The sequence below is a fragment of the Pseudomonas sp. NEEL19 genome (assembly GCF_028751975.1).
GTDB lineage: Bacteria > Pseudomonadota > Gammaproteobacteria > Pseudomonadales > Pseudomonadaceae > Aquipseudomonas > Aquipseudomonas juntendi.
Genome location: NZ_CP081491.1, coordinates 243,894 through 265,777 on the forward strand (window position 1 = coordinate 243,894; position 21,884 = coordinate 265,777).

A 21,884-nucleotide genomic window follows, 5' to 3' on the forward strand; every position below is an offset into this window, starting at 1 on the left:
AGGAGGGGCCTACTTTTTTTGGGCTTTTCTGGCATAATCCGGCCACTTTTTTCGCTGTAGTAGTTTTTTCGGAACAACTACAAAACGTTTGGAGCACTCGGCCTCGGGCCGGATGGGGTATCTCATGACGCAAGCCAATAACACCGTGTACACCGACCTGAGCGTCGATGAGCTGGTAAAAGAAGCGCTGCAACGCGGTGAAGGTGTACTAGCCGATACCGGCGCGCTGGTCGTGGAGACCGGTCACCGTACTGGCCGTTCGCCGGCTGACCGTTTCATCGTCGAAGAGCCTTCCACCCAGGACGCCATCGCCTGGGGCCCGATCAACCGCAAGTTCCCGGCCGACAAGTTCGATGCCCTGTGGGACCGCGTCGAGGCGTTCAACAACGCCCAGGATCACTTCGTTTCCTACGTTCACGTAGGGGCTGCCGCCGAGCACTACCTGCCGGTGAAAATGACCACCCAGACTGCTTGGCAAAACCTGTTCGGCCGTTGCCTGTTCATCAACCCTGAGCAGTACAACCCGGCGGGTCGCGACGAGTGGCAGGTGCTCAACGTGGCCAACTTCGAGTGCGTACCTGAGCGTGATGGCACCAACTCCGACGGTTGCGTGATCATCAACTTCGCGCAGAAGAAAGTGCTGATCGCCGGCATGCGCTACGCCGGTGAAATGAAGAAAGCCATGTTCTCGGTGCAGAACTTCCTGCTGCCGGCTGCCGACGTGCTGCCAATGCACTGCGCGGCCAACATCGGCGAAGCAGGCGATGTAACCCTGTTCTTCGGCCTGTCCGGCACCGGCAAAACCACCCTGTCGGCCGACGAAAGCCGTTACCTGATCGGTGACGACGAGCACGGTTGGGGCGAAGGCGTTGTCTTCAACATCGAAGGCGGCTGCTATGCCAAGTGCATCGACCTGTCCGAGAAGAACGAGCCGGTCATCTGGAAAGCCATCAAGCACGGTGCGGTGCTGGAAAACGTCGTTCTCGACGCCAACCAGCACGCCGACTACGCCGATGTCAGCCTGACCCAGAACAGCCGTGCAGCCTACCCGCTGGAGCACGTTGCCAAGCGTTCGGAAAAGAACCTGGGCGGTGAGCCAAACGCGGTGATCTTCCTGACCTGCGACCTGACCGGTGTTCTGCCTCCGGTGTCGATCCTGAACAACGAGCAGGCTGCCTACCACTTCCTGTCCGGTTACACCGCGCTGGTCGGCTCCACCGAAATGGGCTCGGGCGGCGGCATCAAGTCGACCTTCTCGACCTGCTTCGGTGCACCGTTCTTCCCACGCCCGGCTGGCGAGTACGCCGAGCTGCTGATCAAGCGTATCAACGGCTTCAACTCCAAGGTCTACCTGGTCAACACCGGCTGGACCGGTGGTGGCTACGGCGTTGGCAAACGCTTCAGCATTCCGACCACCCGCGCGGTGATCGCTGCCATCCAGAGCGGCGCGCTGGTCGGTGCCGAAACCGAGCACCTGGACATCATCAACCTAGACGTACCGAAGGCTGTCCCAGGCGTTGATACCGAACTGCTCAACCCGCGTACTAACTGGGCTGACAAAGCTGCCTACGACGAGGCCGCCAAAGGCCTGGCCAAGCTGTTCATCGAGAACTTCAAGAAGTTTGAAGTTTCCGACGCCATCAAGGCCGCTGGTCCGCAACTGTAACCTGCAACCAGCCGCAATGAGAAAGCCGCCAGCATTGGCGGCTTTTTTGTTATCCGGCTGATGCAATGACTTGTAGGAGCGGCCTTGTGTCGCGATGGGCCGCATAGCGGCCCCTGGGTTTTAGCGTCACTGCATAAATTGTCGGGGCCGCTTTGCGGCCCATCGCGACACAAGGCTGCTCCTACAGGGTGAGGTGCAGGCAGCGGGAACCTGGTTTTTCTGTTTCACTGTCAGCATCCATTGCGAAGACAAGAGTCAGCCAGATGACCGAATCCCCTCAGCGCACTGCCTTCTCCCACTTTCACCCGATTCTCACCCGCCCGCAGGACAACGACCTCAATGGCCATATCGCCGGGGCCACGGTGCACGGCTTCTTCGAAACGGCGATCCAGGCGTTTCTCGTCGAGCAGGCCGAGTTGGACCTGCGTGACGGCGAGCTGGCGGCTTTCGTGGTCAGTTCGGCAGCAGATTTCTATGCATTGCCGGGCTTCCCGGACGTGCTGGAAGTTGGGCTGGGCGTAACGCGCCTGGCGGGCAGTACGGTGGAGTACCGCCTGGCGTTGTATCGCCCAGGTGAGCCCGAGGCCTGCGCGGCCGGCACGGTGGTGCAAGTCTTCATCGAGCGTGTCAGTGGCCGACCTGTGGCGTTACCAGAGGCGCTGCAGGTGATTCTTTCCGGCTTGGTGCTGGAACAACACGCATAAAAAACCCCGCCGTAAGGGGCGGGGTTTTTGTTGCCGGGGCAGGGCCCTCAGGCGTTAGTCGCGCCAGTGGCGCTTGTGCTTGCGGTGGCCGTAGTGATGGCCACGGTCGTAGTGGCGACGGTCATCGTAGCCACGGCGGTAGCGACGGTCGTCATGGCGCTCATCGGCGTCGGCCTTGTTGCCCAAGTAGTTACCCAACGCACCGCCAGCACCGCCGCCGGCGGCTGCACCGATGTAGCTACCGGTAGTGCCGCCTACCGAGCGACCCACCACGTTACCGCCTGCCGCGCCCAGGGCACCGCCAATAGCGGCTTCACCGCGCTGGCGCTTGTCGGCACCCAGCGCACCGCCGGCCGCACCGCCCAGGCCGGCACCAATGGCGCCGCCAGTGCTACCGCCGATGGAGTTACCGACAACGGAGCCCAGTACCCCACCCAATGCGCCGCCAATGCCGGCCTCGGTGGTGCCGCCTGCCATGGCAACGCCGCTGAGCAAGCTGAAAGACAACAACAAAATCGAGGAGTACTTCTTCATCAAGAGAGCCTCATAAGGATGACGAGGCGAATTTGAGGGTAAGCGAGGTGGCTGGCAACGGAAATCCGACGAGTAACACGAGTTGTACACAATTCTCTAAGTCACTGTATTTGTTGTGAAACTTAAACCATTTTCGGCTGTCTGAGGTCTTTATGGCAAAAGCCCTGAACCTTGCGGAACAGGGCTTTTTTCGTTTTTGGCGCTTCTGGCCTCTTCTCGGCTGAAGCCGCTCCTACAGGGTTTTGCTCCAGCCTGTAGAAACGGTTTTAGCCGCGAACACGGCTGGGACCTCCATTACAGGATACGCCCGTCATCCCGCGCCCGCTCCAGCTTGATGGCGATGAACTTCGAGGTTGGCGTATGGCTGCCATCGCCAATGCTCTCCAGCGGCACCAGCGGGTTCACCTCCGGGTAATACGCCGCCGCCTGCCCGGCCGGAATATCGAATGCCAGCAGGGTAAAGCCGTGCACCCGGCGGACGTGTTCGTCCCCCCACAACGATACGATGTCGACCTTCTGCCCCGGCTGGAAGCCCAGGCGGATGATGTCGGCTTCGTTGGCGAACAGCACCTCGCGTTGGCCGCGCACGCCACGGTAGCGGTCGTCCAGGCCGTAGATGGTGGTGTTGTACTGATCGTGCGAGCGCATCGACTGCATGATCAGGTCCGGCACCTGGCCGCTGGCACGCACACGCTCGTCGAGCAGCGTATCGGGCAGCAGGTTGGCCTTGAAGTTGGCGCGGCCGGTGTTGGTCTTCCATGTGCGGCTGGCGGCGTTATTGCCCAGGTAGAAGCCGCCTGGGTGTTGCAGGCGTTGGTTGAAGCCGCTGAAGCCTGTGATGGTGTCGGCGATCAGGTCGCGAATGCGCGCATAGTCGGCGACCAGCCAGTGCCAGTCCACGGGTTTCTTGCCCAGCGTAGCGGCGGCGATGCCAGCAATGACCGCCGGCTCCGAGCGCATCTGCGAAGACAGCGGTTTGAGCTGGCCGTTGGATGCGTGCACCATGCTGAACGAGTCTTCGACCGTTACCGCTTGCGGCCCGTCGGCCTGCAGGTCGATGTCGGTACGGCCCAGGCACGGCAAAATCAGCGCTTGCTTGCCATGAACCAGGTGGCTGCGGTTGAGCTTGGTGCTGATGTGCACGGTCAGCTCGCAGTTGCGCAGCGCCTGCGCAGTGCGCTCGGTGTCCGGTGTGGCCTGGGCGAAATTGCCGCCCAGGCCGATGAACACCTTGGCCCGGCCGTCGAGCATGGCGTGAATCGCTTCGACCGTGTTGTGGCCGTTGTGCCGTGGCACGGGGAAGCCGAAGCGCTTTTCCATGGCATCGAGCAGCGCCATGGGTGGGCGCTCGTTGATGCCCATGGTGCGGTCGCCCTGCACGTTGCTGTGGCCACGTACCGGGCACAGGCCTGCGCCTGGTGCGCCGATATTGCCGCGCAGCATCTGCAGGTTGACGATTTCCTGAATGGTCGGCACCGAGTGGCGGTGTTGGGTGATACCCATCGCCCAGCACATGATGACCCGCTTGGCGCGGCAGTACATGCGCGCCGCCAGTTCGATGTCGGCCATGGGCAGGCCGGATTGCGCCTGGATGTGGTCCCATGGCGTGGCATCTACCACGGCCAGGTAATCGTCCACGCCATGGCCGTGCTCGGCGATGAAGGCATGGTCGAACACCGCCGGTTCACCCTTGGACTGGGCTTCACGCTCCCACTGCAGGGCGAACTTGGCCATGCCACGCAGCAGCGCCATGTCGCCACCCAGCGCCGGGCGGAAGAATGCCGTGTTGGTTGGGCGGTCGCTGTTGGTCAGCATTTCCAGCGGGTTCTGCGGGTGCTGGAAGCGCTCCAGGCCCCGCTCCTTGAGCGGGTTGATGCAAACTACCTGAGCGCCACGTTTCACCGCGTCGCGCAGCGGGTCGAGCATGCGCGGGTGGTTGGTGCCGGGGTTCTGGCCCCAGACAAAAATCGCGTCGGCATGTTCGAAGTCGTCAAACGTGACCGTGCCTTTGCCCACCCCGATGCTTTGCCCCAACGCCACGCCGCTGGCCTCGTGGCACATGTTCGAGCAGTCGGGAAAGTTGTTGGTACCGAAGGCGCGCACGAACAGCTGGTACAGGTAGGCTGCTTCGTTGCTGGCCCGCCCCGAGGTATAGAACTCGGCCTGGTCAGGGGTGGCCAACTTGTTCAGCTCGCGGGCAACCAGGGCAAAAGCGGCGTCCCAGCTGATCGGCTGATAGCGGTCGCTGGTCGCGTCGTAGACCATCGGCTCGGTGAGGCGGCCCTGGTACTCCAGCCAGTAGTCGCTTTGCTGCAGCAGGGCGGTGACGCTGTAACGGGCGAAGAAGGCAGCATCGACACGCCGCTTGGTGGCCTCCCAGTTCACGGCCTTGGCGCCGTTCTCGCAGAACTTGACCATGCCGCTTTCTGGCGAATCGCCCCAGGCGCAGCCTGGGCAGTCGAAACCGCCGTTCTGGTTGGTTTTGAGCAGGGCGCGAATGTTCTTCAGCGCGTTATCGCTGCCGACCCAGGCCTTGGCCACGCTGCGCAGCGCACCCCAGCCACCGGCAGGGCCGTGGTAGGGCTTGTAGCGAGGGGTTGAGGCTGGGGCATTGTCCGGTAGGTGTTGGTACGAGGTCACGACTGTTACGACTCCGCCGCCGGGCTGTAGACCCGCGGTGCGCTGTGCTTGGGTAGATGAATGAGGTTGAGGTTGTGCTTGCGCGCCCATTGCAGGGCAAGCCCGGTGGGGGCGGACAGGCTGACCAAGGTCTGGATGCCGGCGCGCAGCACCTTCTGTATCAATTCCAGGCTGCAGCGGCTGGTGACGATCGCAAGGCCGCCCTGGCTGTCGATGCCCTGGCGCAGCAGCGCGCCGATCAGCTTGTCGAGGGCGTTGTGCCGGCCAATGTCTTCACGGCCCAGCAGCAGTTCGCCGTGGCGGTCCATGAACAGCGCGGCATGCACCGCCCCGCAGTGCTGGCCCAGCGGCTGAAATGCATCGATGCGCTCGCGCAGGCCCACCAGCCACGCTGCCGGTGGCAGCGGCGCACCGGGCAGCACGGCCAGTTCTGGCAACGCCTGCTCCAGCGCCTCGACCCCGCACAGGCCGCAGCCGCTGGTGCCGGCCAGCTGCCGGCGCTGGTTTTTCAGGTTCCAGAAGGCTCGGCTGGATATTTCCAGGTCTGCATACAGGGCCGAGCCACTGCCCGAGAGCTTCAGGTCGTAGATTTCCGAGGTGCCTTCGACGATGCCGCTGCCCACGCTGAAACCGACGGCGAAATCTTCCAGGTCGGTCGGGCTGACCAGCATCACTGCCTGGTTGAGGCCGTTGTAGACGATGGCCAACGCAACCTCTTCGGCCAGCGGCGTGCTGTCACCTTTACCGTCGCTGAGCTGGACGTATGCGTAGGTGTTGCTGGCGGCCGGCAGGGACAAGGGCGATGAGGCCGTGCAGACCGGAGGTTTGCTGTTCATCGGGGCAGGCTGTTCATTCGGCGGCTTGGTGTAGCACAAGCCTAGGCGCGTGGGCCTGTGGCGTCTAATCGCTAGCCTCTATCCCTTGATAGAGCGCGTCGATTGGTCGCAGGCGGGCGGCATGAGCAAAGCTGGCCTAGACTGCTGGGTTCGAGGTTTCGTGAACAAGGAGAGTGCTATGAGCTTGATCAGTTTCGTGAAGGAAGCAGGCGAGAAGTTGATCGACCTGCTGACCCCGGGCAATGCCAAAGCCGAAGAGCAGTTGAAGAAACACGTGGAGAATGTCGGCCTCGGCAACCCGAACATCACGGCGACCGTGGAGGGCGACAAAGTGATCCTCAAGGGTGAAGTCGCCAGCCAGGAAGAGAAGGAGAAGATTGTGCTGGCGGCGGGCAACATCGAGGGTGTGGCCAGCGTCGATGACCAGATCACTGTGACCGGGCCGGTCGTGACCGCCGCACGCCTGGTCACGGTCAAGAAGGGTGACACGCTGTCGGCGATTGCCCTGGTGGTGTATGGCAATGCCAATCAGTACAACAAGATCTTCGAGGCCAACAAGCCGATGCTCAAGCACCCGGACAAGATCTATCCGGGGCAGGTACTGCGTATTCCTGACTGATTTTTGCAGGCTTTATTGGCCCTATCGCCGGCAAGCCGGCTCCCACAAGGTTGCTGCAAGGCGTGAGGCCGGTGGTCACCTGTGGGAGCGGGCGTGCCCGCGAACACCGGCGTAGCCGGTGCCAGGGCGCTTACAGGCCAATCAATAGCTCCCGGTAATCCTCGACCGCAGCAAACTCTTCGGTATCGCGCGGCTGCGCCTGGCTATCGGGCTGGCGCACGGCCAGCAGGTGCGCCACACCAAAGCGCCGTGCGCTGCGCAGTATCGCCAGGGTGTCATCGATGAACAGGCTACGCCCCGGCTCAAAACCGATGTCCGCCTGCAAGGCGTGCCAGAACTGTGGGCTTTCCTTCGGGTAACCATAGTCATGCGAGCTGATCAGCCGCTCGAAATACGGTGCCAGCTCCACCCGTTCGAGCTTCAGCGACAGCGAATCACGGTGGGCATTGGTGATCATCACCACGCGCTTGCCGGCATTTCGAATCGCCGCCAGGAACGTGTCGGCATCCGGGCGCAACGCGATCAGGTCGGCAATTTCCCGCTTCAGCTCCCGGATCGGCAGGCGCAGTTCGCGGCTCCAGAAGTCCAGGCAGTACCAATTCAGCGTGCCGGCATTACGCTCGAACAGCGGCTGCAGCTCCATTTCCGCCATGGCCCGGCTCACCCCATGCAGCTCTGCATAGCGCTGGGGCAGGTGGTCGAGCCAGAAGCGGTTGTCGTAATGCAGGTCGAGCAGGGTGCCGTCCATATCCAGCAGGACGGTATCGATGGCAGACCAGGGAAGAACAGGCATGGGAAACTCTCGATCAGTCGGCAAGCCACGGTATAGTAACCCGTTCACGCCAAGGAGCCGCCCCATGCGCCAGAAACCCACCGTCCTCAGCCGCGAAATCGTCGCCAGCAGCCGCCTGTTCCGCGTAGAGGCTGTGCAATTGCGCTTCAGCAATGGTGCCGAGCGCACCTATGAGCGCCTGGTAGGCCGGGGTAACGGCTATGGCGCGGTGATGATCGTGGCCATGCTCGACGCCGAGCATGCCGTGCTGGTGGAAGAGTATTGCGGTGGTACCGACGAGTACGAGCTGTCGCTGCCCAAGGGCCTGATCGAGCCCGGCGAAGATGTGCTGGCAGCCGCCAACCGCGAGCTTAAGGAAGAGGCCGGGCTTGGCGCGCGCCAGCTTGAGCACCTGACCGAGCTGTCGCTTTCGCCGGGCTACATGAGCCAGAAAATTCAGGTGGTGCTGGCCACCGATCTGTACGAAGAGCGCCTGGAGGGCGATGAGCCGGAGCCGATGCGGGTCGACAAGGTCAACCTGCGCGAGCTGTCGGCCTTGGCCATGCACCCGCAGTTCACCGAAGGCCGCGCCCTGGCGGCGCTGTACCTGGCGCGTGACCTGATGATTCAGCGGGGGCTGTTGGCGCTATGAACGACAATCAACTGATGGGTGAAGTGGTCAAGTTGGCGTTGACTGCGGGCGAGGCGATCCTGCCGTACTGGCGTGCCGATGTGGCAGTGACCAACAAGGCCGATGATTCGCCGGTGACTGCCGCCGACCTGGCAGCGCACCGGGTAATTGCCGATGGCCTGCTGGCGCTGGCGCCGCAGATTCCGGTGTTGTCCGAAGAGGACTGCAACATTGCGCTGGCCGAGCGCCAGGGCTGGAGCCGCTGGTGGCTGGTGGACCCGCTGGATGGCACCAAGGAATTCATTGCCGGCAGCGAGGAATTCACAGTCAATATCGCCTTGATCGAAAAAGGCGAAGTGGTGTTTGGCGTGGTATCGATGCCCACGAATGGCCGCTGCTACTTTGGGGGCCGCGAATTGGGGGCTTGGCGGGCAGACGCGGGTGAGGCAGCCCGGCCGATCCAGGTGCGCAACGCTCCGCCAGTGGGTGAGCGGTTTACCGTGGTTGCCAGCCGCCGGCACTCCAGCCCCGAACAGGAAGCATTGTTGGCGGGCCTGGGTGCGGCAGTGGGTGAACTGGAGCTGGCCAACATTGGTAGCTCGTTGAAGTTCTGCCTGTTGGCCGAGGGCAGCGCCGATTGTTATCCACGCCTGGCGCCGACTTCGCAGTGGGATACGGCGGCGGCCCAGGGTGTGGTGGAAGGGGCGGGGGGTGAAGTGATCGGGCTGGACGGGTTGCCGTTCCGTTACCCGGCGCGCGAGTCTTTGCTCAACCCGTATTTCCTGGCGTTGCCGGCCAAGGCAGCGTGGCGCCAGGCCTTTCTTGAGCTGATCTAGCGGGCCTGGCCTGTAGGAGCGGCCTTGTGTCGCGATGGGCTGCAAAGCAGCCCCGGCAATTTGTGCATCATGCCCAAACCCTGGGGCTGCTTTGCAGCCCATCGCGACACAAGGCCGCTCCTACAGGGGGCGCGACAGCCTTCGTTCTCAGCGGTGCAGCACGTACTGGCCGCTGAAGGTGACGGCCGGCTCATCACTCCCGGCATTGCTTACCGTGGTCTGCAGCGTCAAGCGCGCCCGCCCACGACGCTGGTACATGTTGAGGAAGCGTTCCCAGGCTTTCCCTTCCGGCGCCGGGCAACGGGCTATTGCCGCCCCGGTAACCGGCAGCGGGTAGCTGATTTGCCCTTCCTGGATGACGATATGCCCGTCATCTATCCCCAGTTCGCGCAGCCGCAGGTGCAACCAGCCCCAGCCCACCAGCACTGCTGCACAGTACAGGCTGCCGCCGAACATGGTGCTCTTGTGGTTGACGTTGGCCGCCAGCGGCAATTGCAGGCGCAGGGTGTGGTGTTGCCAATCAATGACCTCCAGGCCCATTTCGCGGGTCAGCGGGATGTCGCCATGCAGTACGGACTGCAGGTACTGGCTATCGGTGCTCATCAACGGTTGTCCTCATGGTCGTCGTGCCCGCCACTACCGCCCTCGAAGCTCAAGCCATGCTTGCGCAGCTTGTCGTGCAAGGTTTTGCGCGGGATGCCCAGCGCCTCTGCCAGGCTGCGCATGGAGCTGTGGGGCTGGGCCAGCTCGGCGGCGATCAGCGAGCGCTCGAATTGCTCTACCTGTTCGCTCAGGTTGCCACTCAACACCGAAGGCGCCGCAGCCGCAGCCGCTGGCAGCTGGCCATCCAGCGCCAGTTCAAGGCCCAGGGCGAAACGCTCGGCGGCGTTCTGCAATTCACGCACGTTGCCTGGCCAGGTGTGGCGCAGCAGCATCGCCCGCTGCGCCGGCAGCAAGGCGTGTGGCGCCAGGCTGTGGCGCTGGCTGGCAGCGTCGGCAAAATGCTGGAACAGCACCAGGATGTCGTCGCCGCGGTCCCGCAGCGGCGGAATACGCAGTGGCGCTACGTTTAGCCGGTAGTACAGGTCGGCCCGGAAGCGGCCTTGGTCGGCGGCCTGGCGCAGGTCTTCCTTGGTGGCGGCGATAATGCGGATATCCAGCGGGATCAACTGGTTGCCGCCCAGGCGTTCCACCACCCGCTCCTGCAACATGCGCAGCAGCTTGACCTGCACGTCCAGGCTCATGCTCTCGATTTCGTCGAGGAACAGCGTGCCGCCGTTGGCGAACTCGAATTTGCCGATGCGCCGTTTTTGCGCCCCGGTGAACGCGCCGGGCTCATGGCCGAACAGTTCGCTTTCGACCACCGATTCGGCCAGCGCCCCGGCGTTGATCGCCACGAACGGCCCATCACGGCGGCTGGACAGGTCATGCAGCGCACGGGCGACCACCTCCTTGCCGGCACCGGTTTCACCCAGGATCAGCACATCGGCGCGGGTTCCGGCCAAGGCGCCGATCTGCTCGCGTAGGCGCTGCATGGCCGGCGAATGGCCGACCAGGCGCGTGGCCAGTTGCTGGCGGTCGCTCAGTGCCAGGCGCAGGCTGCGGTTGTCCAGCACCAGGCGGCGCAGGGCCAAGGCACGGCGCACGCTGTCGAGCAGGGCGTCGCTGGCGAAAGGCTTTTCCAGAAAGTCATAGGCACCGGCGCGCATTGCCTGTACCGCCAGGGGCACATCCCCATGGCCGGTAATCAACAGCACGGGCAGTTCGCTGTCGCGGCCGTGCAGTTGCTCCAGCAACTGCAGGCCATCGATGCCGGGCATGCGGATGTCGCTGACCACCACGCCGGGCCAGTCGGTCTCGATACGCTCAGCCAGACCTTGGGCATCGCCCAGCGCGACCACTTTCAGCCCGGCCAGGTCCAAGGTCTGGCTCAGGGCCTGGCGCAGGTGCGGGTCATCGTCGACCAGGATGACCTGGGCTTGGCTGTCGATCTGTGTCTCGGGGGTCATGCCGAGGGGTCCTCCGAATTGGGCAAGGTTGCGCCAGGCGCAGCCTTGCGTAGCTGCAGGGTCAGCAGAGCACCACCTTCCGGGTGGTTGGCCAGCAGCAGTTCACCCCCCAGGGCGCGCATCAGGCTTTCGCAGATGGCCAACCCCAGGCCCAGGCCCTGGGTGCGGGTCTTGGTGGTGAAGAACGGCTCCTTGGCATGCTCCAGGGCCTGGCGGCTGAAGCCGGGGCCATTGTCGCGGATGTACAGGTAGACGCAGTCATCACGCTGTTCGGCACTTAGCCACAGGCGGCGCGGGTTGGCTTTTTCGGTCAGGGCGTCCAGGGCATTGGCCAACAGGTTGCCCAGCACCTGGCGCAGGCGGGTTTCACCGGCCTGTACCCACAAGGTGGCTTCCGGCAGGTCGCGGATCAGCTCCACGGCCATTGCCCGGCGGCGCTTGGCCAGCAGCGCCAGGGCATCGTCCAGGGCAGGCTGCAGGGCCACGCTTTCCGGCGCATGCCGATCACGGCGAGCGAAGGCCCGCAAGTGGGCGATGATCGACGCCATACGCCCGGTCAGCTCGCCAATCAGCTTGAGGTTGCCGCGGGCGTCCTCGGTGCGTTGGTGGTCGAGCAGGATCTCGGCATTTTCTGCGTAGCTGCGAATCGCCGCCAGCGGCTGGTTGAGTTCGTGGCTGATACTGGCCGACATGGTGCCAAGCACCGACAGCTTGCCGGCCTGCACCAGCTCGTCCTGGGCGCGCACCGCCTCTTGCTGGGCATTTTCGCGCTCCAGTACGGCGCGCTTGAGGCGGGTGTTGAGGCCCTCGAGGTCGGCGGTGCGTTCGGCTACGCGCTTTTCCAGCTCCTGACGGGCGCGGGCTTCGAAGTCGATGCGGTCGATGTAGTGGCGGCGCCGTTGCATCACCAGCCCGGCCAGCAGCATTGCTACCAGCAGGGTGCCGGCGCCAATGGCCATTACCGTTTGCACCGAACGGTCTACCAGCATGCGCGGGGCAAGGATGCTGACTTGCCAGCCGGTCTCCTTGATGTCGCGGGTCTGGGTGATCCAGGCATCCGGGGCGAGCACCAGCGGTTGCGGGGCCTGGGTGGGGTAGGGCTGGATGGCGATGATGGCCTGGCGCTCGGCATCGCTCAGTGCGCGGGTGGCACGGAAGCGCCAATCGGGCCGCGAAGTGAGGATGACCACGCCATTGTGATCGGTCAGCAACAGCTGCTCCGGTGTGCGGCCCCACAGGGTTTCGGTGTGGTCGAGGTCGACCTTGACCACCAGCACGCCCACGATGCGCTCGCGATCGCGCACGGCGGCGGCAAAGAAGTAGCCGCGTTTGGCCGACGTTGTGCCCTGGCCGAAGAAGCGGCCCAGGTGGCCGGCCATGGCTTCGTTGAAGTACGGGCGGAAGGCGAAGTTGCGGCCCACGAAGCTGTCGTGCTTGTCCCAGTTGGACGCCGCCAGGGTGTTGCCGCTGACATCCATCAGGTACATCACCTCGGCGCCGGTCTGTTGCACGATGCCCTTGAGCAGGCGGTTGGCGTTGGTCACCGCCTCCAGGCGGAACGGGTCGGCCAGTACGCTGCGCAGTGCCGGCAGGTCGCCGAGGATCTGCGGCAGGGTTTCATAGCGGTGCAGGGTGCCGAGCAGGTTGGCCACGTACAGGTCCAGGGTCTGGCGGTTCTGCGAGGCCAGTTCCTGCTGGTAGTAACGTTCGGCCAGGTGATGCAGGGGCCACAGTAACGGCGCCAGGCACAGGGCCAGCAAGGCCAGGCTGCGCCAGCGGGGACGGCGTGGGGGCGTGGGTTTAGCAATCATCACGTAAATGCGCCAGAAAGGTCTGGCGCAATTATGCGCTAGTTACGGCAGCAGTTCCGCCTCTGCCCATGCCAGGCCAAGCTTGTCCTTGTCTGATAGCAGCGGTAGTTGCTGCAGCCCCCAGTCGATGGCCAGGTGCGGATCGTCCCAGCGGATGCAGCGATCGGCGCCGGGGTTGTAGTAATCGGTGGTCTTGTAGAGGAACTCGGCCGACTCGCTCAGCACCGCAAAGCCATGGGCGAAGCCTGCCGGTATCCATAACTGGCGGTAGTTGGCTGCCGACAGATTCACCGCGACCCACTGCCCGAAGGTTGGCGAGCTTTTGCGCACATCCACGGCGACATCGCGGATTTCGCCCTGAACCACGCGCACCAGCTTGCCTTGGGTATTCTCCACCTGAAAATGCAGCCCGCGGAGCACGCCCTTGACCGAGCGCGAGTGGTTATCCTGGACGAATTCGACATTCACCTCGGTCTGCTTTGCGAACTCGCGGGCGTTGAACGCTTCGAAGAAAAAGCCACGGCTATCACCGTAGACCTTTGGCTCGATGATCAGTACTTCGGGGATTGCAGTCGGGATGATTTTCATGGCGGTTCGCTTGCCGTTCGTTAACTATTGACCCTAGTCGCCCTTTTGGGAAATTTCCGCATGCAGCAGTGACAGGATGCGTACGATATGGCCAGGGTAGGCGGTCAAGCGATGGGTGCTAACGGGTGAATCCGCATTAAATTCGATTTCTATCGATATAAGGCTGGGCGTATCGTCTGAAAATCCGGCGTATCAGGCTTTAAATATCGATATGTATCGGTTATAAATAGATCAACGTCTCACCGCAATCCGGCCCCGGGCCATCACAGAGGTCAACCATGAAAACCCTCAACTCCACGCCACGTGCCGATGGTTTCCACATGCCCGCCGAGTGGGCCCCGCAAACCCAGGTATGGATGGTTTGGCCGGAGCGTTCGGACAACTGGCGCCTGGGTGGCAAACCGGCGCAGGCAGCCCATGTAGCCCTGGCCAAGGCCATTGCCCGTTTTGAGCCGGTTACCGTTGCGGTTTCCGCTGGCCAGTACGAGAACGCGCGTCGCCAGCTCGACCAGCCGAACATTCGGGTGGTCGAAATCAGCAACGACGACGCCTGGGTGCGTGACACCGGCCCGACCTTCGTCATCAACGACCAAGGCGAAGTGCGCGGTGTGGACTGGGGCTTCAACGCCTGGGGCGGCTTCGATGGTGGCCTGTATGCGCCATGGAACCGCGACGAGGAGCTGGCGGCCAAAGTGCTGGAAATGGAGCGCTGCCAGCGCTACCACACCGAAGGCTTCGTGCTCGAGGGCGGTTCGATCCACGTGGACGGTGAAGGCACGCTGATCACCACCGAGGAATGCCTGCTCAACCGCAACCGCAACCCACACCTGACCCGCGAGCAGATCGAAGCGGTGCTGCGCGACCACCTGGCGGTGGATACCGTGGTGTGGTTGCCCGATGGCCTGTACAACGATGAAACCGACGGCCACGTCGACAATTTCTGCTGTTACGTGCGCCCGGGCGAAGTGTTACTAGCCTGGACCGATGATTCCAACGACCCCAATTACGCCCGTTGCCATGCCGCCATGGAGGTGTTGCAGAACACCCGTGACGCCAAGGGCCGAGCACTAATCGTGCACAAAATGCCCATTCCCGGGCCGCTGTACGCCACGGCTGAAGAATGTGCCGGTGTCGACCACGTTGCCGGCAGCCAGGAGCGTGACCCATCGGTGCGCCTGGCCGGCTCCTACGTGAACTTCCTGATCGTCAACGGCGGCATCATTGCGCCAAGCTTCGATGACCCGGCAGATGCCGAAGCCAGAGCGATCCTTGCGCGGATATTCCCCGACCACGAAGTGGTGATGATTCCCGGGCGCGAGCTGCTGTTGGGCGGTGGCAATATCCACTGCCTGACCCAGCAGCAGCCGGCACCGGTGACGCGCTGAGTGCCAGCTCGGTGACAAAGAGGCCCGTCAATAGACGGGCCTTTTTTTCGGGCGACGCCCGGCGGCTGGTTTGGCATAGGTTTTGTATTGTTTTTCAAGGAGATAGCTTGGCTCTGCCAGGTTATCCGAGCTGTAACATTACCTACGTAGATTAGCCGCTCACGGGTTAGGGAGTACGTGTAGACATGAACGCAGCAAGTGAGTCGGCTTTGCGCCCATTGGCAGTTGGTCACCCATCGCTCAAGCGGGTCGCGGCGTGGTTGAAACACCATGGAAGCATCAGGGTCAGGACGACCGACCCACGACGTCTGCTTGCCGGACGCTACCCGCAAGGTTTGCTCAGCGACGCTGAAATGCAGGCGCTGATGGCGGTGTGGCACTAATCGATTACAGCTGTGCCGACCTCTTGGCGGCGATAGCCGCGAAGAGGCCGGTACCTGCCACACGCCCCTCCCCACACGCACCCGGTAAATTGTCGGTGCAGTCAAGATGCCGTTTCTGACAAAAAGATAAAATCCCCGCCTATAGCGCCGACATGCATTGAAATGCCTCGTATCACGGGATGATCTTGGTTATATCAACCTGCATTTCACGACTTTTTGACATTTGTAATCGCACGCGGCTAGGATTCGGCCCAACGCCTGCTGGCCACCTCCGTTGGCCATGCTGCTGCCAGAGGCCGCCCGTGCAGTTACCGGCCGGCCTTCAAGTCTGGATCCGCATAGCGTCGAACCTACGTAGGGGCGTTGGTTCCTGGCGTTGTATTGCAGAGCGTTTTTGATTAAGCGATAAGGAAAACAACATGTTGAAAACCAGGATCAGCCTGGTCGCCCTGGCGATGATCGCCGCGACCCAGGCACAGGCCAATGATCAGGCCGAGAGCAAGGGCTTCATCGAGGACAGCCACGCCAACGTCCTTCTGCGCAACGCTTACATCAACCGTGACAAGAAGCACGGCACCGACGACCAGATCGAATGGGGCCAGGCAGTCATCGGCAACTTCTCCTCCGGTTTCACCCAAGGCACTGTCGGTGTCGGCGTCGACGCATTCGGCCTGTATGCCCTGCGCCTCGATGGCGGCAAAGGCCATAACGGTGGCGCGGGTGTCGACTTCTTCAAACCGCACGAAACCACCAACGCCGATGGCAACGCCAGCTCGCCGCACAACCTGGCACGTGGTGGCGCAGCCGTGAAGTTCCGCATTTCCAATACCGTGCTCAAGTACGGTGACCAGATGCCGGCACTGCCAGTGCTGCAGTACGACGACGCACGTCTGCTGCCAGAAAGCTTCACCGGCACCCTGATCACCTCCAAGGAAATCAAGGGCCTGGAGCTGAACGCCGGCCGCTTCACCCAGGAAGCGCGCAAAAGCGCCGAGCGTCGTGATGGTGGTGGCCTGAAGTCGATCAACGTGCTGGGTGGTAGCTACAAGTTCAGCGACAACTTCACCGGCTCGCTGTACACCGCAGACAACGAAGACGTTATGCGCAAGCACTACCTGGGCTTGAACTACGTCTTCCCGATCGCCAGCGACCAGTCCCTGACCCTGGACTTCAACGGCTACAAGTCGGACATCAACAACAAGTACGTCAAGGCCGCCGGCCTGAACGGCGACTCCAACACCATCTGGAGCCTGGCGGCCACCTACGCGTATGGTGCGCACTCGTTCACCCTCGCCCACCAGCGCAGCACTGGCAGCACCGGCTACAACTACGGCTGGTACCAGAACCAGGGCGGCGTGGGTGACGGTGGTTCGACCATCTACCTGGCCAACTCGTACTGGTCCGACTTCAACGCCGAGGACGAGCGTTCCTGGCAGCTGGGCTACGGCCTGGACTTCGGTGCCTACGGCATCCCTGGCCTGACCTACAAGCTGGCCTACGTAGTGGGTGACAACATCAACACCCGCAACAACGCCAACCCGCAGGGCTTCGGCGAAGGCAAGGAACGCGAGATCTTCAACCAGGTCCGTTACGTGGTGCAGGACGGCCCGGCCAAAGACCTGTCCATCAAGCTGCGTAGCTCGTTCGTGCGTACCAACAACGCCGTACAGCAGAACGGCTACAACGACGATGGCAACGAAGTACGCGTATTCGTCGAGTACCCGATCAGCATCTTCTGATGCTGAGCTGAGGGTGCTGGGGGCTGCTTTGCAGCCCATCGCGACGCAAGGCCGCTCCTACAGGAATGCCCCGAACCGGGCCCCTTGTGGGAGCGGCCTTGTGTCGCGAAAGGGCCGCACCGCGGCCCCGGCGATCTGCGCCCCAACCCCAAAAATCGAGCTGCCACGCCGCCCCTAGCGGCACGGCTCAACCCGGTAGCAGCACGCTAACCCGCAATCCACCCCCTTCGCGGTTCATCAGCAGCAGCTCACCGCCATGGCTGCCAGCGATGCGTTGCGCAATGCTCAACCCCAACCCGTATCCCCCGGAGGACTGGTTGCGCGACCCTTCGCCGCGTACGAACGGGTCGGTAATGGTCGCCAGCAGCCCCGGCGCAATCCCCGGGCCACGGTCGTCGATATGGATCAGCACCCCGCTGTTCGCCCGTTCCAGCGTGACCGAAACCTCCTTGGCATAACGCAGTGCATTGACCAGCAGGTTCTGCAGGCAACGCTGCAACAGCAACGCATCCACACGCACGCCGCCTGCCTGGCCATGCACCGGCAATGGCTCTTTTTCGGTTGTCAGGTCGGCGCACAGGCGTGCCACCAGTCGGTCCAGGTCCACCTGCTGCAAGTTCTGCTGTTCCCCGGCGCGCAGGTAGTCGAGCACCTGGCCGATCATGTCGTCCATCTGCCTGATGTTCTGCCGCAGGCGCTGGTGGTGTTCATCGTCCGGCAAGCGCTCCAGGCGCAGGCGCATGCGGGTCAAGGGGGTGCGCAGGTCATGGGACACAGCGGCGAGGAAGTAGGCCTTGTCGTTGACCATGGCAATCAGGCGCTGCTGCATGGCGTTGAACGCCTGGGCAGCCTGGCGTACCTCCTGCGGGCCATCCAGCACCAGTGGCGGCTGCTCAAGATTGGTGCCCAGGCCGCGGGCAGCATCGGCCAGGCGCTGCAACGGGCGCAGGCACAGGCGCACGGCAATCAGGCAGACCAACAGCACCGCGACAATGCGCAGGGCATACACCCGCAACAGGTAATCGCTGATCAGCACCCAGGCCGACTCGCCGCTCCAGCCCTGCAGCTCCTGGCCCTCGATGATAAGCCAGTGGCCATCGGCTAATGGCACCGCAAACTGCATATGGGCCTGGGCCGTGCGCAAACCGAACAGGCTGCGCCAGACTATCGGTTGGCCCGACGCGTCGGTCAGTTGCACATTCATCAGGCGTACCGCCTGAGCATGGCCCAGCTCGTACTTGAGGGCCTGGCGCAGCAGCAATTCGACCCGCCGGCGCTCACGGCGCTGATCATGCGTTGGCTCGGGCAGGTGCTCGGCACAGCGCACCTGGTAATGAGCCGGCACTGGCAGCGCGGCATCGTGGCAGTCGGCGCGGGCGATCAGGGGCGCACTGCGCGCCGCAATCAACCGCACAGGGGCTTCGAACACCTGGGCGAAGCGCACATCGAACCAGATGCTGCTCGACATCAGCTGCACCACCAGCGTGCCGCTGACCATGATCAGCAATAGCTGGCCGAACAGGGTGCGCGGCCACAGCCGGCGAAGCCAGCGCACCTCAGGCATTGGCCTGGTGCTGGCCGATGGTCAGCAAGTAGCCTTCGTTGCGGATGGTGAGGATTTGCGCGGCCCCGTCCGGTGCGCGCCGCAGGTGCTGGCGCAGGCGGCTGACGCACATGTCCACCGAGCGGTCATCAGGCAGGTGGTCGCGGCCAAATGCGCTGCGCGTCAGCTGGTCGCGGGAGACCACGCGGTTGTTGGCCTCCAGCAACTCGCGCAGCACCCGGTAGTCGGAGCGTGGCAGGGGCAGGGTCTGGCCATCGGGGCGCGTGAGCAGGCGCTTGACGTGCTCCAGGCGGAAGCCGGCGAACAGTTGTGCATCGACCCCTGCAGTGCCCTGCGCCTGGGTTTCCAGGCGTTGCGGGCGACGCAGCACCGCCTTGATCCGGGCAATCAGCTCGCGTGGCTCGAAAGGCTTGGCCAGGTAATCGTCGGCACCCACCTCCAGGCCGATGATGCGGTCCAGCGTGCTGCCTTTGGCCGACAACATGATCACCGCCAGCCCGGGCGTGGCCTGCAATTGGCGACAAAGGCTGAGCCCGTCTTCGCCGGGCAGCATCAAGTCGAGTACCACCAGATCCACCGTGTGCCTGGCCATTTGCGCGCGCATCTGCTCGCCGTCGGGCGCCTCCAGCACGTTGTAACCGGCGTCGGCCAGGTAATCACAAAGAAGTTCGCGGATCTCGTCGTCATCGTCGACGACCAGCAGGGTCGTGCTCATGCGGAAAACACCTGTCGGGTGAGGCCCAGGGGCGCTCATTACATTCAATTACATCCCCGTACATGTCGGGTCTGGCGCCGGGAGGGCCGATCCCTAGAATCCTAACAAAAAATCATCTGCAAATACGAAGCCTTCCCAAATGAATCCCTACAGCATTCCGAACGCGCTCACCCCCACCCTTGCAAACGGCAACCGCCTCAAGCCGCTGGCCTTCTGCATTGCCGTTGCCATCAGTGGTGGTGCCATGGCCGCCGACAGCCAACCCCTGGAGCTGGACGCCACGCAAATCGAAGACAGCGCGCTGCTGCCCGCCGACGCTGCAGGCCAGCTGGGCTACACCGTCGAGAGCACACGCAGCTCCACCGGCCTGAACCTGACGCCACGGCAGACCCCGCAGTCAGTCACCACCATCACCCGCCAGCAGATGGAAGACCGTGGTATCCACACCATCGAACAGGCCTTGGAAACCACCCCAGGGGTAACGGCCAACAAGTCCGAAGTGGGCGGGCGTACCGATTACCGCGCCCGTGGCTATTCGATCAGCAACTGGAAGGTCGATGGCCTGCAGACCCAAGGCGGCTCTGACTTCAGCGGCAGCGGCAATGCCCTGAACATGGACCTGTACGAGCGCATCGACATCGTGCGCGGTGCCAACGGCCTGCTTGGCGGCACCGGTGACCCTTCGGCCACCGTCAACCTGATCCGCAAGGCGCCGACCAAGACCTTTGGCGGTAGCGCCTATGCCACCTACGGCAGCTGGGACAAACGCCGCCTGGGTGCCGACCTCAACCTGCCACTGTCCGAGGACGGGCGCCTGCGCTCGCGCTTCGTGATGACCCAGCAGGACGCCAACTCGTTCCGCGACAACCAGTCCGACCGCTCCCGCGCGGCGCTGGCCAATTTCGAGTTCGACCTGGACGACGCCACCACCCTCGGTGCCGGCTACCAGTACGAGTACAACAAGGTGGTGGGTGGCGGCTGGGGCGCGAACATTCCGCTGTGGTACCGCGACGGCAGCAAGACCGACCTGCCACGCAGCACCAACGTGGTGCCCAGCTGGAGCTTTGGCGAGTACACCACGCGCACCGCTTTCGGCTCGCTGCAGCACCGCTTCGACAACGACTGGACGCTGGACCTGAAGGCCTCCCAGGCCACCACCGAAGCCCTCAACCACCGCGGCCTGGCCAAGGTCAACTCGGCAGGGCGCGGCACCTATGGCGGCTACTGGGACCAGGATGGCAGCGGCGCCGTACTGAACGGCCTGCACAGCTCCACCGACACCACCCAGCAATCGGCGCAGATCGACCTGTCTGGCCCATTCCAGCTGTTCGGCCGCACCCACCAGGCCATGGTGGGCTATAACGACAGCCGCACCGTGGGTTGGTCGCCGCAGTACACCTGCACCATGGTGGGCGACGGCATGGCCAGTGCACCGGCGTTGGGGTGCCAGTTTCGCGCCAACAACGGTTTCCCGGTCACCGATTGGCACAACGGCGTGGATGACGACTACGGCCTCATCGCCTCGCGCACCGGCCTGCACAGCAAGACCACCACGCGCTTGCAGGGCATGTACGCCGCTACCCGCCTGAGCATTACCGACCCGCTGTCGGTGATTGTCGGCGTGCGCACCAGCAACTACGCGTCGGTGACCCGTAGCGTGGCCGGCGAGCGCAGCAGCCAGGAAGAGAACGGCATCGTCACCCCATACCTGGGCGCGGTGTACGACCTCAACGACACCTACTCGCTGTACGCCAGCTACACCGACATCTTCACCCCGCAAACATCGGAAACCGTGAGCGGCAGCAAAGTCGAGCCGATTCGTGGGCAAAGCTATGAAACGGGTATCAAGGGTGAATGGTTCGACGGCCGCCTGAATGCCTCGGCAGCGTACTTCCGCACCAAGCAGGAAAACAAAGCCGTGCTCGATGGCGACCTGACCACCCCGACCGGTGCCAGCGCCTACAAGGCCGGCTCAGGTGTGGAAACCGACGGTATCGACCTGGAAGTGGCAGGCGCGTTGACGCCTGAATGGAACGTGTACGCCGGCTATACCTACCTGCACTTCCGCCGTGTCGACAGCGACGGCCGCAGCGACCCGTCGCACCTGTTCAAGGCCTCCACCACCTACCGCCTGAGCGGCCCGCTCGACCGCCTGACCGTAGGTGCCGGTGTAACAGCGCAGAGCAACATCCGCGCTATTTCCAGCCCTGCAGGCCAGCCGGTCAACGGCGTGAGCAGCGGTGCAACCGATGTGAACTGGTCGGGTTATGCCATCTGGAACGCCATGGCCAAGTACCAGGTAACCGATGCCACCAGCGTTACCCTTAACGCCAACAACCTGTTCGACAAGCACTACTACACCCAGTACGGGTTCTATGCCGGCGGCATCTACGGTGACCCGCGCAACCTGTCGCTGACGGTAAGCACTGCCTTCTAACATGCAGGGGCGGCC

General features: G+C 63.3%; 19 protein-coding genes. 9 read left to right on the forward strand and 10 right to left on the reverse strand.

The annotated features are described in order from the left end of the window. The first annotated feature begins 124 nt into the window (after positions 1–124). Together K4A76_RS01060 and K4A76_RS01065 are read left to right on the forward strand one after the other, a co-directional pair. Positions 125–1,666: a phosphoenolpyruvate carboxykinase gene (locus K4A76_RS01060; protein ID WP_182390236.1), complete on the forward strand. Its 1,542-nt coding sequence runs from the start codon at positions 125–127 to the stop codon at positions 1,664–1,666. 263 nt (positions 1,667–1,929) lie between these two features. Then, complete coding sequence (locus K4A76_RS01065) at positions 1,930–2,370, forward strand: acyl-CoA thioesterase (RefSeq protein ID WP_054890281.1); 441 nt, start codon at positions 1,930–1,932, stop codon at positions 2,368–2,370. A 54-nt stretch (positions 2,371–2,424) separates the two neighbouring features. Here K4A76_RS01065 and K4A76_RS01070 read toward each other — a convergent pair whose 3' ends face one another. From K4A76_RS01070 to fdhD, 3 genes are all read right to left on the reverse strand, one after another. After that, positions 2,425–2,904 (reverse strand): glycine zipper domain-containing protein, encoded by a 480-nt coding sequence (locus tag K4A76_RS01070; protein WP_054890280.1) that lies wholly within the window; start codon positions 2,902–2,904, stop codon positions 2,425–2,427. A 294-nt stretch (positions 2,905–3,198) separates the two neighbouring features. Continuing rightward, on the reverse strand, positions 3,199–5,544 hold the full coding sequence (locus K4A76_RS01075; RefSeq protein WP_274411363.1) for an FdhF/YdeP family oxidoreductase: 2,346 nt from the start codon (positions 5,542–5,544) through the stop codon (positions 3,199–3,201). A 5-nt stretch (positions 5,545–5,549) separates the two neighbouring features. Then, positions 5,550–6,380, reverse strand: coding sequence for a formate dehydrogenase accessory sulfurtransferase FdhD (fdhD, locus tag K4A76_RS01080; RefSeq protein ID WP_047150096.1), 831 nt, complete (start codon positions 6,378–6,380; stop codon positions 5,550–5,552). A 178-nt stretch (positions 6,381–6,558) separates the two neighbouring features. Between fdhD and lysM the strand changes: the two genes are divergently transcribed. Beyond that, the gene (gene lysM / locus K4A76_RS01085) at positions 6,559–6,999 is read left to right on the forward strand and encodes a peptidoglycan-binding protein LysM (protein ID WP_054913526.1); all 441 of its coding nucleotides are present in this window, start codon (positions 6,559–6,561) and stop codon (positions 6,997–6,999) included. Positions 7,000–7,129: 130 nt separating this feature from the next. Here lysM and yrfG read toward each other — a convergent pair whose 3' ends face one another. After that, the gene (yrfG, locus tag K4A76_RS01090; protein WP_054913525.1) at positions 7,130–7,792 is read right to left on the reverse strand and encodes a GMP/IMP nucleotidase; all 663 of its coding nucleotides are present in this window, start codon (positions 7,790–7,792) and stop codon (positions 7,130–7,132) included. A gap of 64 nt (positions 7,793–7,856) precedes the next feature. On the opposite strand from yrfG, the gene nudE reads away from it, so the two are divergent. Further along, positions 7,857–8,423 carry an ADP compounds hydrolase NudE gene (nudE, locus tag K4A76_RS01095; protein WP_029885608.1) on the forward strand — a complete coding sequence of 189 codons (567 nt, stop codon included), beginning with the start codon at positions 7,857–7,859 and terminating at the stop codon, positions 8,421–8,423. After that, positions 8,420–9,238 (forward strand): 3'(2'),5'-bisphosphate nucleotidase CysQ, encoded by an 819-nt coding sequence (gene cysQ / locus K4A76_RS01100; RefSeq protein ID WP_274411364.1) that lies wholly within the window; start codon positions 8,420–8,422, stop codon positions 9,236–9,238. The genes nudE and cysQ overlap by 4 nt, the downstream gene beginning before the upstream one ends. A 147-nt stretch (positions 9,239–9,385) precedes the next feature. On the opposite strand, the gene K4A76_RS01105 is transcribed toward cysQ, so the two are convergent. From K4A76_RS01105 to rfbC, 4 genes are read right to left on the reverse strand one after another with little or no spacing between them, the layout of a single operon-like run. Beyond that, positions 9,386–9,841 (reverse strand): YiiD C-terminal domain-containing protein, encoded by a 456-nt coding sequence (locus K4A76_RS01105; protein WP_274411365.1) that lies wholly within the window; start codon positions 9,839–9,841, stop codon positions 9,386–9,388. Next, positions 9,841–11,247 (reverse strand): sigma-54-dependent transcriptional regulator, encoded by a 1,407-nt coding sequence (locus K4A76_RS01110; RefSeq protein ID WP_274411366.1) that lies wholly within the window; start codon positions 11,245–11,247, stop codon positions 9,841–9,843. Before K4A76_RS01110 ends, K4A76_RS01105 begins: the two co-directional genes overlap by 1 nt. Next, complete coding sequence (locus K4A76_RS01115; RefSeq protein WP_009684783.1) at positions 11,244–13,058, reverse strand: sensor histidine kinase; 1,815 nt, start codon at positions 13,056–13,058, stop codon at positions 11,244–11,246. The genes K4A76_RS01110 and K4A76_RS01115 overlap by 4 nt, the downstream gene beginning before the upstream one ends. Before the next feature lie 42 nt (positions 13,059–13,100). Further along, positions 13,101–13,646, reverse strand: a complete 546-nt coding sequence (rfbC, locus tag K4A76_RS01120) for a dTDP-4-dehydrorhamnose 3,5-epimerase (protein WP_274411367.1) — start codon at positions 13,644–13,646, stop codon at positions 13,101–13,103. A 278-nt stretch (positions 13,647–13,924) separates the two neighbouring features. Here rfbC and aguA point away from each other — a divergent pair, with 278 nt between their 5' ends. The 3 genes from aguA (at position 13,925) to K4A76_RS01135 (ending at position 17,153) form a co-directional block, all read left to right on the forward strand. After that, positions 13,925–15,031, forward strand: a complete 1,107-nt coding sequence (gene aguA, locus K4A76_RS01125) for an agmatine deiminase (RefSeq protein WP_009684781.1) — start codon at positions 13,925–13,927, stop codon at positions 15,029–15,031. 185 nt (positions 15,032–15,216) lie between these two features. Further along, positions 15,217–15,414 carry a hypothetical protein gene (locus K4A76_RS01130; protein ID WP_082416218.1) on the forward strand — a complete coding sequence of 66 codons (198 nt, stop codon included), beginning with the start codon at positions 15,217–15,219 and terminating at the stop codon, positions 15,412–15,414. Positions 15,415–15,833: 419 nt separating this feature from the next. Beyond that, entirely contained in the window at positions 15,834–17,153 is a 1,320-nt protein-coding gene (locus K4A76_RS01135; protein WP_029885603.1) for an OprD family porin, read from the forward strand. Positions 17,154–17,340: 187 nt separating this feature from the next. On the opposite strand, the gene K4A76_RS01140 is transcribed toward K4A76_RS01135, so the two are convergent. Continuing rightward, positions 17,341–18,717, reverse strand: coding sequence for an ATP-binding protein (locus tag K4A76_RS01140; protein ID WP_274411368.1), 1,377 nt, complete (start codon positions 18,715–18,717; stop codon positions 17,341–17,343). Continuing rightward, on the reverse strand, positions 18,710–19,432 hold the full coding sequence (locus tag K4A76_RS01145) for a response regulator (RefSeq protein WP_274411369.1): 723 nt from the start codon (positions 19,430–19,432) through the stop codon (positions 18,710–18,712). The genes K4A76_RS01140 and K4A76_RS01145 overlap by 8 nt, the downstream gene beginning before the upstream one ends. Before the next feature lie 139 nt (positions 19,433–19,571). Here K4A76_RS01145 and K4A76_RS01150 point away from each other — a divergent pair, with 139 nt between their 5' ends. After that, positions 19,572–21,869, forward strand: coding sequence for a TonB-dependent siderophore receptor (locus tag K4A76_RS01150; RefSeq protein WP_009684777.1), 2,298 nt, complete (start codon positions 19,572–19,574; stop codon positions 21,867–21,869). Positions 21,870–21,884 lie beyond the last annotated feature (15 nt).